We start from the raw sequence: 17556 nt of genomic DNA, 5'->3' as shown, positions 1-17556 counted from the left end.
AAGAAACAATGAATATTTACATTTAAAACAATCAGATTATGAAAGGGAAATTAGGCGCATTGATGCTGGTATTGCTTGTTGTCTCGTACTTTCTGGACAAACAATTTGGACACGCCGCCAAAACAAAAGAAGATACCGGTATTGTAATAGTTACCGGACAAGTTACCAACCGCGAAAACGGAAATGCAGTAGTCAAGGCAACGATAGAGATACAGGGAACGCCAACAAAAACCTTTACCGGCGACAAAGGAGAATACAGCATTCCGTGTAAAAAAGGCGACCAGCTAATAGCCTCGCATCCAAAATACAAACGCATATCGGTAGAAATTACGGAAGATACGCAGGACATTCTGCTAACACCCAAAAACAGCGAATTGACAGATAAACTGAAAGCAGATTTCCCGGAGATGGAATTGGTTGAATGAGTTTATAGTTCAAAGTTCCATGTTCAAGGTTTAAAGTTTGTAGAGACGTGGCGTGCCACGACCAGATACACAGTTTGTAGGGGCGAACCTGCGTGTTCGCCCCCATAATTTGGGCAGACACATAGGTTTGCCCCTACTCCGTGGTTAATTATTAAAATAAAACGCCTAAATATACGTTTGTAGAATATGAAATTCTCAGAACATAACGACCTTTTCAAATACATATTCGTATGCATTGCTATTATTATAGCTATAAGTTCGCTCGTTGTTTCCAATTATCTGGTTGAAGACTTATCCGAAGAAGAACGGCAGAAAATAGAATTGTGGGCCGAAGCTACCCGCCTTGTCGCCACCGAAAACGACGCCACCGATATGAACCTGATATTGCATATTCTGGAGGGGAATACCACCATTCCGGTGATATTATGCGATTCGGGCGATCATGTGATGGCTTATACCAACATCAAACTTCCCGAAGAGGACGATTCGGCTTTTCTGGCCAAAAAGGTTATCCGGTTTAAGAATAGCCACAGCCCGATAGTTATTGATAACGAATCGTTTAAGCAGTATGTATATTACGACGATTCCTATACTTTGAAACAACTTCAGGTATTTCCCTATATACAAATCGGCGTTTTGGCCATATTCATACTGACCTCTTTCCTCGCCTTGTTGAGCACCAAAAAAGCCGAGCAAAACAAGGTATGGGTCGGCCTGTCGAAAGAAACCGCCCACCAATTGGGTACGCCTATCTCGTCGCTAATAGCATGGACCGAATACCTGAAACTGAAAGACCCCGAATCGAGCATTGCCCGCGAAATGGAGAAAGATGTCAACCGGCTGGAGGTTGTAGCCGAGCGTTTCTCCAAAATCGGCTCCTCCCCCTCTCCCGATGTAGTGGAACTGCGGGATGTTGTGAGGCAATCCATCAGTTACCTCGAAAACCGCATATCGAAGAAGGTAAACTTCTCCTTTGCTTTCCCCAACAACCCCGTATTTGTGCGCCTGAACAGTTCGCTATTCAGCTGGGTGATTGAGAATATAACCAAAAATGCGGTGGATGCCATGGAAGGCAAAGGTTCCATTACATTTGGCATCACCGAAGGCTCGTCCCTCATCTATCTGGACATTGCCGACACCGGCAAAGGAATCCCAAAATCGAAGTTCAAAACCGTATTCTCACCCGGATACACCACCAAAGCCCGCGGTTGGGGATTGGGATTGTCGCTCGCCAAACGCATCATCGAATCCTACCACAAAGGCAAAATATACGTCAAATCCTCCGAAACAGGCATCGGCGCCACGTTCAGGATTGAATTGAGGAAGGTTAAGAGTTAAATTCAATATTTGTAGGGGCGAAATAGTTTTCGCCCAATTCTCGTATTTGCTGTCTCGTGAAACTGTATCAAAAATTTAAGGGCGAAAGATATTTCGCCCCTACCCCCAAAAAAACGGTTGCCCCACTTGCGTGAGACAACCATTTATATAACTATCGAAAGGGAAATTTATCCTATCGCCAAAATAACAACGCCTTCGAGAACTGAATCTCCTTTGGCAACGTTTATAGCCGTTACTTTTCCGGCTAGCGGAGCGGCAATGTTATTTTCCATCTTCATCGCTTCGAGAATGGCAACTGTTTGTCCTTTTGCTACTTCATCGCCCACATTTACTTTAATGTCGATGATGATTCCCGGTAGCGGAGACTTGATGTTTCCGGCGGTAGAACCTGCCGGTTGACTGGCTGCTGATGCCGATGCAACAGGACGCTGAATTTTAGGAGCAGATTCTTCCACTTCCTTTTTCTCCAGTTCCACATCATACGAAGTTCCATTAACGGTTACTTTCGCTTGAGCGTCTTCTATTTTGTCAACAGCAACTTCATATTCTTTGCCGTTAATTTTATATTTGAATTGTTTCATACGAATGTTTTTTACTTTTTGTTTGGATTTTGCAACATACCGAATATTTTATCGCACCAGGGCAAATAAGCCTGAGGCGCTCTTTTTAGTGTAAGCACATTGCTTTCGGGGTCGTGAACTTCATCCTGAATATCATACAATGCCATAGCAATAGCTGCTAAAACATCTGCCGGAATATCATTTTTTGTATTGCTCATAATTTCCTTTCTTTTACACCAATAAATTACAGTGGTAAGTTATCATGTTTTTTAGCCGGATTCGTTTGCCTTTTTGTCCTCAATTGCTCCAAAGCGCGAATCACACGGAAACGGGTATTACGAGGTTCAATTACATCATCAATGTATCCATAACGGGCAGCATTGTACGGATTGCAGAACAGCTTGTTGTATTCGGCTTTCTTGGCTTCGGCCACCTCTGCTTGTTTTGCAGGATCGGTTTCGGCTTTGATTTCCTTGGCATACAGCACTTCCGCAGCGCCATCGGCTCCCATCACGGCAATTTCGGCTGTTGGCCATGCGTAGTTAATGTCTCCGCGAAGTTGTTTACAGCTCATCACGATATGAGAACCGCCATACGATTTGCGCAAGGTAACGGTTACTTTAGGCACAGTTGCTTCGCCGTAAGCGTACAGCAATTTGGCTCCATGAGTAATTACGCCGCCATATTCCTGTCCTGTTCCGGGAAGGAAACCGGGTACGTCCACCAAGGTTACCAACGGAATGTTGAAGGCATCGCAGAAACGTACAAAACGCGCTGCTTTACGCGAAGCGTTGATGTCCAGAACACCGGCCATATAACGTGGCTGATTGGCTACGATACCCACCGATTGTCCGTTCAGACGGGCAAAACCAACGATAATATTTTTAGCATAATTGGCGTGAACTTCCAAAAATTCGCCGTTGTTATCAACAATAGCGCCTATTACTTCGTACATGTCGTATGCTTTGTTCGGATTGTCGGGGATGATGTCGTTCAACAAATCATCCATGCGCGCTGCCGGGTCGTTGCATTCTACACGTGGAGCTTCTTCCATGTTGTTGGAAGGAAGGAAGCTGTATAATTTTTTAATGAGTTCGATACCGTCATCTTCGTTCGGCACAGAGAACTGAGCTACGCCCGATTTGGTGGTATGCACCGAAGCGCCACCCAAATCTTCCTGGCTTACATCTTCCCCGGTAACTGTTTTCACCACTTTTGGCCCGGTGAGGAACATGTATGAAGTTCCTTCGAGCATGATAATGAAGTCGGTCAAGGCAGGCGAATACACCGCTCCTCCGGCACAAGGGCCGAAAATAGCCGATATTTGAGGAATAACCCCCGATGCCAATATGTTGCGCTGGAAAATTTCGGAATAGCCGGCAAGTGCGTTCACACCTTCCTGAATACGGGCGCCACCCGAGTCGTTGATACCAATCACCGGCGCTCCCATTCTCATTCCCAAATCCATCACCTTACAAATTTTTTGCGCCATCGTTTCCGACAACGAACCGCCTATTACTGTAAAGTCCTGCGCAAACACGTAAACTAAGCGTCCGCCCATTGTGCCGCAACCGGTAACAACGCCATCGCCCAGAAATTTTTGTTTTTCCATTCCAAAGTTCGTAGAACGGTGTTCTACAAACATATCAAACTCTTCAAAACTTCCTTCATCTAATAAGAGAGCTATACGTTCGCGCGCAGTATATTTACCCTTCGCATGTTGAGCTTCGATTCTTTTTTCGCCACCGCCTAAACGGGCTTTTACCCGAAGTTCAATAAGCTCTTTTACTTTTTCAAGTTGGCTCATGTTTTTTGTATTTTTGTTTATAATTTATACTTTCAATGTGCTGATGTGCTAATTAGCAAATTAACGAATTTGCTGATTATTGGGGAGTTTCACACAATTCGGTCAGTACGCTGCATGTTGATTTGGGGTGAAGGAATGCAATGCTCAAGCCTTCGGCGCCAGCACGTGGAGCCTTGTCAATCAGCTGAACGCCTTTAGCTTCCACTTCGGCCAAGGCATTGGCTACACCGTCCTGAATGCTGAATGCAAGGTGATGGATGCCTTCGCCTTTTTTCTCGATGAATTTTGCAATAGTACTATCGGGGCTGGTTGGCTCCAATAATTCGATTTTTGTTTGACCTACTTTAAAAAAAGCAGTTTTCACTTTTTGATCGGCTACAACTTCGATGTTGTAACATTTCAAACCCAAAACGCCTTCGTAATAGGGAAGACTTTCTTCGATGCTTTTTACAGCAATTCCAAGATGCTCGATGTGCGAAATATTCATAACTTTTTTGTGATATACGTTAATAAATTAAACAGGCACAAAAGTAATACTTTATTGTAAGACCATAAAATTATAAACGATTAAAATTTTCAAGTTCAAGGTTTAAAGTTTGAGGTAGAGAATTTTTTAAACACGGAGTTTTTCACGGAGTAATTAATTCTCGTTTGGTGCAAGTTACCCTACCTGTTTGTCATTGCGGGCCCCGACCCGCAATCTCCTAACCAATCAAATGACATTATTAGGTCGCGGAACGCCACGACCCTACTTTTGAATTGAGAATTGTGTACGGGCGGGTTTTAAACCCGCCTCTAACTTTGAACTTGAAACTTTATGTAAAATCGTACTTTTTCATGTATTTTTTATCACATCGTTTTTTTTCATCACCTATCATAATGCGAATTAGCAAATAAGTTTCTAATTTCAACTGCTTTTAATATAAATCATCTGTAATTTACACATAAAACTAATTATCATGAAGTCCTTAAACATTTTTAACAGAGCAGCTTACATGTCTGTTGGCGTTTTAATTTTGTTGTTTTTATGTTTTCCGGCCAATGGCCAGAATGTCCGCAAGATAACCGGCATCGATAAAGATTGGAAATTCCATCTGGGGGATGTCGAAAACGGACAATTAGTCAATTTCGACGATAGCAACTGGCGCAAACTCGACGTTCCGCACGATTGGAGCATCGAAGGCGATTACGACCAGAACGCTATCACCAAGCGCGGAGGCGGTTACCTGCCCGCCGGTATTGGCTGGTACCGCAAAACTATTTCTCTGCCCAAGTCCGATTCTGGGAAGCGTGTTTTCGTCGAATTTGGCGGCATAATGGCCAACAGCGATGTGTGGATTAACGGGCATCTGCTGGGACATCATCCCTTTGGCTATGTACCTCTTGTGTACGATTTAACCGACTACATCACTTTCGACGGCAAAGCCAATATTCTGGCTGTCAAAGCCGATAATACCGTGCAACCGGCTTCGCGCTGGTACACAGGCGCGGGCATCTATCGCCATGTGGAACTCTTTACAGTCGCTCAAACGCAGCTCGACCGCTACGGCGTTTTCATCACAACGCCTGAAGCCAGCCACGAAAAGGCTACGGTAGCCGTACAGGCATCGGTTAGCAACAAATCGAAAGCCAGCCGCACATTATTGGTGCAGACTACCATCAGCTCTCCATCAGGCAAAAGTTTTAAGTCGGAACCAAGTTCTGTTACTGTTGGAGCCGGTGAGACAATCGTTTGCGACCAGACAATTGCCGTACCTTCACCTGAATTGTGGGACATTTCCGCTCCAAATATCTACACAGCCCTAACCACCCTTTCCGATGGGAAAAAAGTGGTTGACGACCAAAAAAATACCTTCGGTATCCGCTTTTTCTCCTTTGAATCGGAAACGGGATTCTGGTTGAACGGGAAGAATATCAAGTTATTGGGAGCTTGCGTTCACCACGATGGCGGGGCCCTTGGTTCTGCCGTACCGGCCTCAGTATGGGAAAGACGCTTTGAACGGCTTAAAGCGGTTGGTTGCAACGCCATACGCGGCGCTCACGCCCCCATGGATCCGGCTTTCTACGAACTATGCGACAAGATGGGCCTGTTGCTTCTGGACGAGGTTTTCGACACCTGGACGGCAGCAAAACCCAACGGCGAAAAAGCCTACAACCTATACTTCAACGAGTGGTGGAATATTGATACCTCCATTGCACTGAAACGCGTGCGCAATCATCCAAGCATCGTTCTGTACAGTCTGGGTAACGAAATCCGCGACAATGTCAACAGTCCCGAGGGAAGACAACGCTTCCTCGATTTGCGCGCCCTCACCAAAAGCATCGACTCAAGCCGTCCAATCACCATGGCGCTATTCCGTGCCAAAATGATGGGCTTGTACGAAAACGGCTTCTCGGAAATGCTGGACGTGATAGGGCAAAACTATGCCGAAACCGGCCTGCTGGCAGCTTGGAGCGAAAAACCCGGACGAAAGATTATCGGAACCGAAAACACGCCCAGCCGCTCGGCATGGCTCGTAGCCAGAGACAACCCCGCCTACTCCGGCATGTTTATCTGGACGGGCTTCGACTATTTGGGCGAGGCCGATTGGCCGAAAATTTCGTGGAGTGAAGCGCTCTTCGACCGTAACGCCGGCTGGAAGCACACCTCCTGGGAACGCCAAAGCTGGTGGACAAGCGAACCGATGGCGCATATCGTTCGCCGCGACACCGCTCAACGGGCTAGCTGGCTGGACGACTGGACACCGGCCTACAAACTCGACACGGCCTTTGTGAATGTGTATAGCAACTGCGAAGAGGTAGAACTCTACCTCAACGGCACATCGCTCGGCAAACAACAAACCCCAAAGGATGACGGCCCCAACTCGTGGAGAGTGGTCTATGCGCCGGGAACAATTAAGGTGATTGGTCGCAACGGCGGCAAAGAGGTAGCGGTTCACGAACACACCACCGCCTCCGAACCGGTGAAACTACTCCTCGAAACCGAAAAGAAAGAAGCAATAAACGACTGGGAAGAAGTAGTGTATGTAACGGCCACCATCGTTGACAAAAACGGCATCCGCTACCCAAACAGCCCAAGCAAAATCAAATTCAACATCAGCGGTCCGGGCGAAATTGTTTCGGTGGACAACAGCAACAATTTCAGCCACGAGAGATACAAAACCAACGAAAAAACCAACTATAAAGGCCGGGCAATGGCAATTATCCGCGCCACTGCTTCATCGGGCGCCATTAAGCTAACAGCTTCTGCCGATGGGCTTGAAGGGGCTTCGGTGGTGATTCAGGCTGTGGGGAAGAAATAGCAGCCCCTCCAGAGGCTGTGTCAAAAGTCTTTTTCTAAGGTTGTCATTGCGGGCTCCGACCCGCAATCTCCTGACATTCAGCTGATGTTTGTTAGGAGATCCCGTGTCAGGCACGAGATGACAGGCTTTTGACACAGCTCCTTGGGTTAAGGCTTGGCGCGGACATATTGTCCATGTCCTACATACAAATTCATTTTGGACACAGGCTGCAAGCCTGCGCCAGCAGAAAAATATCCTATTGTATTACAAAATACGAATAGAGGAAGATTGCACCAACGCCCTGCGCAAAGTAGTTACAACAAGCAGAAACCGTCCCTGCGAGACAGGGCAGCTTGCTAAGGCCGTTTGTTTCATTATAAAATCGGAAAAGAAGACGTGGCACGCCACGTCTCTACAAAAAAAACTTGAAACTTTGTGTAGGGGCGGGTTTGAAACCCGTCCCTACTTGAAACTTGAAACTTGAAACTTTGAACCTTGAACTTTAAACTTAATAATTATAACAAATGAAAAAAATAACACTATGTTTTGCGCTTTTGCTGTTGTGTAGCGCTATCCGGCCAATGAGTAGCGATGAACGCGCCGCTTATTTGGAGTGGATGAAGAAGAACCTGATTGCTGTTCCCGAATGGACTGAATGGCAGCAAAAAACGGGGGAATTGCCTCCCGATTTCGACCAGCTCCCACGCACGAACCTCCTCCCCGACCCTTTCCGCTTTTTTGACGGGCGACAAGTGAATGCCACTCCTGAGGGCTGGAAAGCCCGGCGCGCCGAAATATGGCAGCTTTTTGAAAAGTATGTTACCGGGACTTTTCCGCCGAAACCACCGATTGATAAGGTGGAGTTGATTGACGAAACTAAGGGGAACGGTTACACCCTGCGCAATGTGCGTGTGTTGTTCGGGCCGCAAAGTAAAGGCAGTGTGCGTATCCGTCTGGTGATTCCCGATGGCGTGGCGGGCGAAACTTTTCCGGCGCTTATCTGTCCTAATTTGGGCGGTTGGGCGCCATCGCTGGTTCGCCGCGGCTACATTTCGGCGGGTTATGCCGGAAACGACCGGATGGACGATGCCGAAGCGCTGAAAGATATTTACCCCGATTACGATTTTGCGACATTGCCGCGCCGAGCCTGGCTTGCACAAATGGTGGTAGATTACTTGGCAACAACGCCTCAGGTGAATATGAAGCAGATTGCTATTTTTGGCTATTCGCGCGATGGTAAGATGGCCAGTTATGCCGCCGCGCTTGACGAACGCATATCGGCTCTTATTGCCGGCAGTACCGGCGTGGGCGGCGCAGTTCCCTGGCGTTATGCCGGTGAACGTGGCGGCGGCGAAGGCATCGAGAGCACCACTCGCATGTTCCCGGGATGGTTTATTCCGCGTTTCCGCTATTTTTCGGGGAAAGAAGACCGTTTGCCTGTTGATGCCAACCTGCTGTTGAGCTTAGTTGCGCCACGTGCAGCCTTGCTCGAATGGGGATTGAGCGATCAGGTGGCCAACGGTTGGGCGATGGAACAAGCCTGCCAGTCGGCGCAAAAAGTATATGAAGTACTCGGACAGCCAACGCGTCTGAACCTGATGCATGTACCCGGATTCCACGGCAGTAACGATCAGGAAGCCTGCATCGACTTTCTGGATATACAGTTCGGTCGATCGACACAAAAATGGACATACGACTTTGTTTTCCCCTGGAATTTCGCCGATTGGCGCGTACTTTCGGGCGAAAAAACCGACATATCAAACTATCCGGCATACAAAGCCCTTAAACCGGTTGCTTCGCAGTCGGCATGGGATGCCAAGGCTGCGCAAGTCCGTAAATCCATTAGCTGGATGCTGGGCGACACACCGGCCGCCATGCCCGTAAGTTCCCTCGAAATGCCTATGAGAGGCGGCGCGCGGGAGATTCCGGGCCCAACCACCATTGCACTGGGAAATACCGGCAACCCCGGTCAGCTGGCGCCCGATGTGCCGGCATGGGTTATCAGCGGAACCAGCCCCGAATACGGATGGCTCAGTCCCGAACGCAACGAAGTGGACTCGCGCCGGATACGCTTCGGCACAGACAATGTAACGGGCGATTTTTACTTCCCCAAAAACCTTCCCGAAGGCGCCAAACTGCCTACGGTCATCTGGCTGCACGGCTACCACTATCCCTTGGGTTACATGTGGGTTTACCGTCGCGATTTGCACCCCATCCTCGCCCTAGTAAAAGCCGGATATGCAGTATTGGCATTCGACCAGACAGGCTTTGGAATGCGCACCGGCGAATCGGCAACTTTCTACGGACGCTATCCACATTGGTCGCGCATGGGAAAAATGGTTGAGGATGTCAGCAACTCGATAGATGCGCTACAAAAAGAAGCCATTGTTGACGCAAGCAATATCTCGCTCTTCGGCTACACCCTCGGCGGTACGGTCGGCTTGTATGCTGCCGCACTCGACCAGCGGATTTCGGGCGTAGTATCTGTCAGCGGATTCACACCCATGCGTACCGACACAGCCGACAAAGGCACAAGTGGCATGAGCCGTTACAGCCATCTGTACGGACTAATACCTCGTCTGGGATTCTTTGCGGGCAACGAACAGCGTCTTCCCTACGATTTTGAGGATGTTATTTCCCTCATTGCCCCCCGTCCCGTGCTTATCGTTCAGCCCACAATGGACAGGGAAGCCAATCCGAAAGAGGTGAAATGGGCCATTGAACAAGCGAAAGCCGTTTATTCGCTATACAAGGCAAGCGATAAATTAGGTTTACAAGAACCCGATGATTATGCGCGACTGACTACGGCCACACAAAACAACATCATCGAATGGATACAGAAAAACAACAAGAAATAAATCACCAGAATAAAAAAACAAGAATGAAAACACTAAAAAAACTAATTTTTACAGTCGTACTGGCCTGTCTGGCTGTTCCGGCTATGTTTGCAGCCAATGCACCGGTAACATTAACCGAAGATGTTGAAACCTATATGATGGACAACGGAATAGTGAGTGTCCGCATATCGAAAGTATCGGGCGATTTGGTCTCGTTCCGTTATCAGGGTACCGAAATGTTTGCCACTACCCTTTCGCCCGATTTTCATCCCGCAGCCAAAGGCGATACACCAGCCAACAATCCCAACTGGCGCGAACCGTCGATAGGTGGCCGCGCTCATGCCTATTGGTCGCACGATGCCATGGGAATCAGGGGATCGGCTCCTGCCATTCCATCCATCACCATCGACCCCAAAACCAATGGAGGAAAAATAGCTGAAGTATCGGTGAAAGCCATTTCCAAAGACCGTAAAATGGGAACAGGCCCCGGAACAGGCGCCGAAGGAAACCTGACCGTTGACATTGAACTCCGTTACACCCTGGAGCAAGGGGCGGCGGGCGTTTATACCTATTCCATTTTCGACCACAACTCCACCTATCCCCTCGGACAGTTCGGAGAAGCCCGTTATTGCGCCAAGCTGGCCGGTTTCTTCGACTGGATAAGCGTTGACCCGCAAGTCGATCTTCATTATCCAAAAGACCATTATGCCGGAGATAAATATGTATATACCGCCTTGCAATCGACAAATCCGGCATTCGGATGGTCGAGTACAACAAAAAATGTGGGCTTGTTCTTCATCAATCCTTCGATGGAATACATGAGCGGCGGCCCCACAAAAGTAGAATTTATGGGACACCGCGACACGAATGCCGAAGCAGCGCCTTGTGTGCTGAACTATTGGCGGAGCAGCCACTATGGCGGCGCCGAAGCCAATATTGCAGCGGGTGAAGAGTGGAATAAAATTATCGGCCCATTCTTTATCTATGCCAATTCGGGTGAAGGGCATGCGGTCATTTATGCCGATGCAAAAAAACAAGCTGCAACCGAAATAGCCAAATGGCCCTACGAATGGGTGAAAGGGGTAGATTATCCATCGAAAGCCGAACGGGCGACAGTCAAGGGACAGCTTATTTTGGATGACTTGGGCCTGAAATCGACCAAATTCTCGAACCTGACCGTTGGATTGGCTCATGCAGCCTACGTTTCGCCCCGTCCCGAAGGATCGCCCGAAGCCATTACAAACTGGCAACGCGACGGCAAATTCTATCAGTTCTGGACTAAAGGCAATGCCGATGGAACATTCGCGATAAACAATGTACGTCCCGGAAAATATACCCTGTATGCCTTTACTAATGGAGTGTTGGGCGAATATAACAAGGCCGATGTAGTTATTGAGAAAGGAAAATCCGTTGATTTGGGCAAACTTACATGGACACCCGTACGCAAAGGCAAACAACTGTGGGAGATAGGCATCCCCAACCGCAACGCTTCGGAGTTTTTTCAGGCAGATCAGTACCGCGATACCGAAATATCCATCAAATATGCCAGCTTTTTTCCCAACGATGTACACTTTACAATTGGGAAAAGCGATGTTAGCAAAGACTGGTTCTATCAACACGTGCCTCATAACGAAGACCCGAGCGCCAAATCGGCTCCGTTCTACGGCGTACGTTCACCCGGAAAAGCCACTCCTTACACCGTTACATTCGACCTTCCGTCTGCACCCAAAGGCAAGGCTATTCTGCGTATTGCCATTTGCGGAACAGGCGCCCGCTCGTTTGATGTTGCAGTAAACGGACAAGCTGCCGGCGTATTCGATAACCTGCCGGGAGACGGCGTTATTACCCGCCACGGCTCACAAGGCATTTGGTACGAACGCGAACTGGCTTTCGATGCAAAACTGATGAAAGCAGGAACAAATACACTTGTGCTGACAGTACCCGCAGGCCCCATCAACAATGGTATGGTATATGATTATATAAGGCTGGAACTGGCCGATTAAAAATGCAACAATCTAAAAAATAGTGTATCATGAAATTTTTCGGACAAATCAAAATGCTGGGAGTGGCTTTGTGCGGTTTATTCCTGCTGGCAAGCTCTCCCAAGCCGTGTTTTTCTCAAACGAAAGTAACACTGACCGAGAGCAATGAACTTTATACGCTCGACAACGGCCTGGTTACCGCCAAAATAGCCAAAGTATCGGGCGACCTCGTGTCGTTCCGCTACAAAGGACTGGAAATGCTCGCTACATTTCTGACGCCCGAAGGAGAACCCGACCTCGAGAAAGACCCTCCGGGAGCAAACCCAAACGGGCTTAACCGCGGCATGACAGACCATCAATACGGTTTTTGGTCGCACGATGCCATGGGGCCGAGAGGTACTGCCCCAACAATTACACGCATCACCATAGACCCTTCGAAAAACGGAGGAGAACGGGCCGAAGTATCGGTAAAAGGCATAGCCAAAGGCCGTAAAATGGGAACAGGCCCCGGTGCAAGCGCCGATGGTCAGTTTGCCGCCGATGTAGAACTTCGCTACACCCTCGGAAAAGGAGATCAGGGGATATACACCTACTCCATATTCGAACATCAGCCCGATTATCCTTATACGCAACTTGGCGAAGCCCGCTTTTGCGCCAAATTGGCCGATTTCTTCGATTGGCTGAGCGTGGACGAACAACGCAACAAGTACTTTCCGAAAGAACTTAAAGAAGGCGATAAGTACGTTTATACAGCCCTGCAATCAATCAATCCGGCATTCGGATGGTCGAGTACCACAAAAAATGTGGGACTTTTCTTCATCAATCCTTCGATGGAATACATGAGTGGCGGCCCAACGAAGTGGGAATTTATGGGACACCGCGATACCAATCCGGTGGCAGCGCCCTGCGTGCTAAACTATTGGCGGAGCAGCCACTACGGTGGAGCGGAAATCAATGTAGCTGCCGGTGAACAATGGACAAAAGTAGTAGGCCCTTTTTTGATTTATGTCAATGCAGGCGAAAATCCTCAGGCCATATACAACGATGCCAAAGCCCGCGCCGCGGAAGAAGCCGGAAAATGGCCGTTTGAATGGGTAAAAGGCACGGATTATCCCAACGCAAAAGAGCGTGTAGCCGTTAAGGGGCAACTCGTTTTGAACGATGGAGATAACAAAAGCTTCTCGAACCTGAGCGTTGGATTGACCCATGCAGCCTACGTTTCGGCACGTCCCGAAAGATCGCCCGAAGCCGTTACAAACTGGCAACGCGATGCCAAACACTATCAGTTCTGGACAAAAGGTCGTACCGACGGTACATTTGAAATAAGCAATGTACGTCCCGGAAAATATACGTTTTACGCATTTGCCGATGGCATACTTGGCGAATTTCTGTCGGAAAATGTAACCGTAGAAGCCGGAAAACCGCTTGATTTGGGCAAACTCACCTGGACGCCGGTAAGGTACGGGAAACAGGTATGGGATATAGGAATCCCCAATCGCAATGCTTCGGAATTTTTTAAAGCAGAAGAATTTTCAAATCCCGAAATATCGCTCCAATATGGCCTGTTGTTTCCGAACGATATTACTTATACCATCGGCAAAAGCAATTTCGCCAAAGATTGGTTTTTCCAACACGTGCCACACAATGACGACCCGAACGCCAAACCGGTTCCATTTCGTGGAGCAAGCGCTCCGGGCAAGGCAAGCCCCTACTCTATTGTATTCGATATGCCATCGGCTGCCAAAGGGAAGGCTACATTGCGTTTTGCCATTTGTGGCACAGGTGTTCGTTCGGTTGATATAGCCGTTAACGGACAACCAGCCGGAAAACTGGAAAACTTACCAGGGGATGGTACCATTACACGTCATGGCCGACAAGGTATATGGTACGAACGTGCCGTGTCGTTCGATGCCTCTTTGATAAAAAAAGGAAGCAATACCTTGGTTCTGACCGTACCCGAAGGGCCTGTTAACAACGGTATCATGTATGATTATATCCGCTTGGAACTGGCCGATTAATAAACCCAGCCCCCTCCAACCTCCCCCTAGGGGGAGGCATTTAAGCCCCCTCAGAAGGAGGGGGTTGGGGGAGGTGAATATTTACCATTATGAAAAAATCACTATTTATCTTCGCTATCCTGTTGCTATCCGTTTCGGGCGTTTACGGGCAACAGAAAGAGAATCCTCAGGGATTCAATTACAAGCCCGATTTCAAAGCATTGAAAGTTGATCGGTCGCGGCTCGACCGGATAGACCGCTTGCTTCAGGAGTACATCGACAAGGGATTATTGCCCCACGCACTCACATTTGTGGCCAAAGACGGTCAGGTAATACACAACAAGGCTTTCGGCTGGAAAGATATGGAAAAGAAAATTCCGCTTGCCAAAGACGATATTTTCCGCATGTATTCGCAAACCAAAGCAATGACTACGGTTGCCTTGATGACCCTCTTCGAGCAAGGAAAATTCCAGCTTGACGACCCTGTTTCGATGTATATCCCCGAGATGACCGATCAGGTGCTGGTTGAATCGAAAGACGGCGCGGCTCCCACTACCCGCAAAGCCGCATCACCCGTCAGAATACGCCACCTGTTGAGCCATTCGTCGGGCATTACGGGCATTGGAGTGGACAGGAACGCCGATTACAAAACCTTGGAAGAATACGTTAAATTACTGGTTAAAGCGCCTTTAGCCTACGACCCGGGCAGCAACTGGAATTATCATCCGGCATCGGACGTATGGGGCTATCTGGTCGAGTATTTCTCGGGAAAACCTTTGCAGGAGTACCTTCGCGAGATACTGTTTGAGCCGCTCGACATAAAGGACATGGCCTATTATTACGACAAGGCATACGAATCGCGTTTTGTAAAGATATACCGCGACAACAAGGGCAGCCTCGAACACGCCCCCGATATGTGGAGCGGTCGCTACCCCTTTGGCAAAGACAGACTTTATGCAGGCTCCGGTTCGGGATTGAACGGAACGATAGAAGGTTACGCCCGTTTCTGCCAAATGATTCTCAACTACGGAGCGTTCAACAACAACCGGATATTGGGACGCAGAACCATCGAAATGATGGCCAAAGACCAACTTCCACACCCCAACAAGGGAGGCAACGGCTTCGGTTTCGGGCTAGGATTCCAGATATACCCCGAAGTAGAAACCAGGGCGGCAGTCAGCAACTTCACGCCGATGGTATCCCCGGGCGCCCTGTCGTGGGGCGGCATGGCCAACACCGACTACATCATCGATCACAAAGAAGGCCTAATCATCCTCCTGTACACCAATCGCACCCCCGACACAAAAGTGTGGGAAAAGTTTTTAAATACGGTTTATCAGGTGTTGGAGTGATGTGAATAATGTAGGAGTCTGTCTCAAAAATATTTTTGAACGCGAGTTACGCTGATTACGCGAATTATCGCAATCCATTTATTGTTGAAAATCAATTAAATAAGAAAAAGATATAGTGGCTTATTTGCGTAATTCGCGTAATCAGCGTTCTTTTGGCACAGCCCCTTTTTGGTTTATAAATATTTGCACCCCATGAACAATAAAAGCTTGTTTTTGTTCTATGCAAAGACATTTTTAAGTAGAGGAGACTCCTCTATTCGCAATTACAAAAAAAATGAGTGCAAATATCCAAAACCTGACGGACGGAAAAATATTCTCCAGCCTGATTAAGCTGGCGTTGCCGCTGATGGGTACCAGTTTTGTCCAAATGTCGTACAACCTGATGGCCATGTTTTGGGTGGGACGCTTGGGAAGCCGGGCGGAGGCTGCTGTTGGGGCGATAGGTATGCTGTCGTGGCTAACGGCTTCGGTGGCTATCCTGACAATGATTGGGGCGGAAGTATCCATCGGACAGTCGATAGGAGGCCGAAAATTTAAGAGAGCGCTCAAATATGCCTCACATACTACTACTCTAGCTATTGGAATAGGTATAATATGGGCAATAATATACCTGATTTTCGCACCCGAAATTCTATCATTCTTCAAACTTCCGCCCTCTGTTACCGAAGAGGCAACGACCTATCTGCGCATACTGACAATTTGCATCCCTTTTCAGTTTATGACCTTCTGCTTTTCGGGGATATACAACGGCGCAGGACGCAGTTTTATTCCATTTACTATCAATTCTTCGGGGCTGATATTGAATATGATTATCGACCCATTCCTTATATTTGGTATAGGTCCTTTTCCCGAAATGGGACTGTATGGCGCTGCTACCGGAACAGTAATTGCACAATTATACATATGTGGTTCTTTTACTTACCGGCTTAAATTTGGGAAAGGAATTATCGGACGATTTAATTTTTTGGTTAAACCGGAGAAGATATACATTCGACGTATATTCAATCTGGGAACGCCGGTTTCTATCATGAATTCCTTGTATGCAATTATAAATATGAATTTGGCGCGTGTAGCCTCTGTCTATGGCGGACACATCGGATTAATGACACAAACTACCGGAGGACAGATTGAAGGTGTTACATGGACTACCTCGCAAGGGTTTTCCACCGCTTTAAGCGCATTTATTGCACAGAACTATGCAGCAGGACGCTTGGAAAGGGGCAGGAAAGCCTACATACACACCATCCGGCTGATGATGACACTTGGAATCGTTGTCAGTATCTGTTTTCTACTATTCGGTGGAAGTATATTTGGCATAATCGTTCCCGAAGAAGATGCCATAAAAGCAGGAGCCGAATACCTGGGTATAATGGGGCTGGTTCAGGTATTTATGATGTTGGAACTGACAACCCAGGGAATGTTTAACGGTGTAGGGCGAACCGTACCACCGGCGCTGATTAGCATCACATTCAATATAGCGCGCATCCCGTTGGCCTACGTGCTGGCAAATCAAATGGGAATAATAGGCGTTTGGTGGGCAATGGCCATAACAACCGTATGCAAAGGGATTATTTTACCTGTTTGGTTCTCGGTAATTTACCGGCGGTTGAACAAAAAATAGCTTGGTATCATAAACACCAATGGACTGTCTCAATAGTTGATATTCGCACACGGATTATACAGAATGAACGGATGAACACGGAGCTTATTTTAATTATAAAACACGTAGAAATTAAAAATAATTTGTTACTCCATATTTTCCGTGTATTCCGTGTGCTATTTATACTTTTGATACAACTCTACTGAGTATATCATTATGTGTAGGAAAGTCTTATAAACCAGCACTTTATGCTTTCATTTTTTCGTATGGGGTACGATTTAGAGCGTTTGCAGAGGTCTTTTTTGACTACGCTTGTCCTGCCCATGTCTGCATAAAACTACGGCACAAAATTACAACTATTTTTTCAATCAAACAAG

Annotated in this window: 12 protein-coding genes; 8 read left to right on the top strand and 4 right to left on the bottom strand. The window is 47.6% G+C overall.

Annotated elements, in window-relative coordinates; all coding sequences use genetic code 11:
* Nucleotides 1–38: 38 nt before the first annotated feature.
* Together ACYPWY_RS04420 and ACYPWY_RS04415 are read left to right on the top strand one after the other, a co-directional pair.
* Entirely contained in the window at nucleotides 39–425 is a 387-nt protein-coding gene (locus tag ACYPWY_RS04420) for a carboxypeptidase-like regulatory domain-containing protein (RefSeq protein WP_459684223.1), read from the top strand.
* Nucleotides 426–611: 186 nt separating this feature from the next.
* Nucleotides 612–1763, top strand: a complete 1152-nt coding sequence (locus ACYPWY_RS04415; protein ID WP_459684222.1) for a sensor histidine kinase — start codon at nucleotides 612–614, stop codon at nucleotides 1761–1763.
* 167 nt (nucleotides 1764–1930) lie between these two features.
* Here the strand turns inward: ACYPWY_RS04415 and ACYPWY_RS04410 are convergent, their stop codons facing one another.
* The 4 genes from ACYPWY_RS04410 to mce form a co-directional block, all read right to left on the bottom strand.
* Nucleotides 1931–2344 carry a biotin/lipoyl-containing protein gene (locus ACYPWY_RS04410; protein WP_459684221.1) on the bottom strand — a complete coding sequence of 138 codons (414 nt, stop codon included), beginning with the start codon at nucleotides 2342–2344 and terminating at the stop codon, nucleotides 1931–1933.
* Nucleotides 2345–2355: 11 nt separating this feature from the next.
* Nucleotides 2356–2541: a hypothetical protein gene (locus ACYPWY_RS04405; protein WP_459684220.1), complete on the bottom strand. Its 186-nt coding sequence runs from the start codon at nucleotides 2539–2541 to the stop codon at nucleotides 2356–2358.
* Nucleotides 2542–2567: 26 nt separating this feature from the next.
* On the bottom strand, nucleotides 2568–4130 hold the full coding sequence (locus ACYPWY_RS04400) for an acyl-CoA carboxylase subunit beta (RefSeq protein ID WP_459684219.1): 1563 nt from the start codon (nucleotides 4128–4130) through the stop codon (nucleotides 2568–2570).
* Between the two features lie 76 nt (nucleotides 4131–4206).
* Nucleotides 4207–4617 (bottom strand): methylmalonyl-CoA epimerase, encoded by a 411-nt coding sequence (mce, locus tag ACYPWY_RS04395; protein WP_459684218.1) that lies wholly within the window; start codon nucleotides 4615–4617, stop codon nucleotides 4207–4209.
* A gap of 472 nt (nucleotides 4618–5089) precedes the next feature.
* Here mce and ACYPWY_RS04390 point away from each other — a divergent pair, with 472 nt between their 5' ends.
* The 6 genes from ACYPWY_RS04390 (at nucleotide 5090) to ACYPWY_RS04365 (ending at nucleotide 17200) form a co-directional block, all read left to right on the top strand.
* Complete coding sequence (locus ACYPWY_RS04390; protein ID WP_459684217.1) at nucleotides 5090–7432, top strand: sugar-binding domain-containing protein; 2343 nt, start codon at nucleotides 5090–5092, stop codon at nucleotides 7430–7432.
* A 503-nt stretch (nucleotides 7433–7935) separates the two neighbouring features.
* Nucleotides 7936–10269, top strand: a complete 2334-nt coding sequence (locus tag ACYPWY_RS04385) for an alpha/beta hydrolase family protein (RefSeq protein WP_459684216.1) — start codon at nucleotides 7936–7938, stop codon at nucleotides 10267–10269.
* A gap of 23 nt (nucleotides 10270–10292) precedes the next feature.
* Complete coding sequence (locus tag ACYPWY_RS04380; RefSeq protein WP_459684215.1) at nucleotides 10293–12251, top strand: polysaccharide lyase family protein; 1959 nt, start codon at nucleotides 10293–10295, stop codon at nucleotides 12249–12251.
* Between the two features lie 29 nt (nucleotides 12252–12280).
* Nucleotides 12281–14248: a polysaccharide lyase family protein gene (locus ACYPWY_RS04375; protein WP_459684214.1), complete on the top strand. Its 1968-nt coding sequence runs from the start codon at nucleotides 12281–12283 to the stop codon at nucleotides 14246–14248.
* Between the two features lie 89 nt (nucleotides 14249–14337).
* On the top strand, nucleotides 14338–15579 hold the full coding sequence (locus ACYPWY_RS04370) for a serine hydrolase domain-containing protein (protein WP_459684213.1): 1242 nt from the start codon (nucleotides 14338–14340) through the stop codon (nucleotides 15577–15579).
* Nucleotides 15580–15853: 274 nt separating this feature from the next.
* On the top strand, nucleotides 15854–17200 hold the full coding sequence (locus tag ACYPWY_RS04365) for an MATE family efflux transporter (protein WP_459684212.1): 1347 nt from the start codon (nucleotides 15854–15856) through the stop codon (nucleotides 17198–17200).
* The last annotated feature ends 356 nt before the right edge of the window (nucleotides 17201–17556 follow it).

Source organism: Viscerimonas tarda (genome assembly GCF_054601255.1).
The sequence above is the reverse complement of the archived record's forward strand: the minus strand, read 5'-3'. Positions and strand labels throughout refer to the sequence as shown.

Bases quoted from the DNA above. Each gene is read 5' to 3' on its own strand.
- ACYPWY_RS04420 (WP_459684223.1), top strand. From the start codon at position 39: ATGAAAGGGAAATTAGGCGCATTGATGCTGGTATTGCTTGTTGTCTCG.
- ACYPWY_RS04415 (WP_459684222.1), top strand. From the start codon at position 612: ATGAAATTCTCAGAACATAACGACCTTTTCAAATACATATTCGTATGC.
- ACYPWY_RS04410 (WP_459684221.1), bottom strand. From the start codon at position 2,344: ATGAAACAATTCAAATATAAAATTAACGGCAAAGAATATGAAGTTGCT.
- ACYPWY_RS04405 (WP_459684220.1), bottom strand. From the start codon at position 2,541: ATGAGCAATACAAAAAATGATATTCCGGCAGATGTTTTAGCAGCTATT.
- ACYPWY_RS04400 (WP_459684219.1), bottom strand. From the start codon at position 4,130: ATGAGCCAACTTGAAAAAGTAAAAGAGCTTATTGAACTTCGGGTAAAA.
- mce (WP_459684218.1), bottom strand. From the start codon at position 4,617: ATGAATATTTCGCACATCGAGCATCTTGGAATTGCTGTAAAAAGCATC.
- ACYPWY_RS04390 (WP_459684217.1), top strand. From the start codon at position 5,090: ATGAAGTCCTTAAACATTTTTAACAGAGCAGCTTACATGTCTGTTGGC.
- ACYPWY_RS04385 (WP_459684216.1), top strand. From the start codon at position 7,936: ATGAAAAAAATAACACTATGTTTTGCGCTTTTGCTGTTGTGTAGCGCT.
- ACYPWY_RS04380 (WP_459684215.1), top strand. From the start codon at position 10,293: ATGAAAACACTAAAAAAACTAATTTTTACAGTCGTACTGGCCTGTCTG.
- ACYPWY_RS04375 (WP_459684214.1), top strand. From the start codon at position 12,281: ATGAAATTTTTCGGACAAATCAAAATGCTGGGAGTGGCTTTGTGCGGT.
- ACYPWY_RS04370 (WP_459684213.1), top strand. From the start codon at position 14,338: ATGAAAAAATCACTATTTATCTTCGCTATCCTGTTGCTATCCGTTTCG.
- ACYPWY_RS04365 (WP_459684212.1), top strand. From the start codon at position 15,854: ATGAGTGCAAATATCCAAAACCTGACGGACGGAAAAATATTCTCCAGC.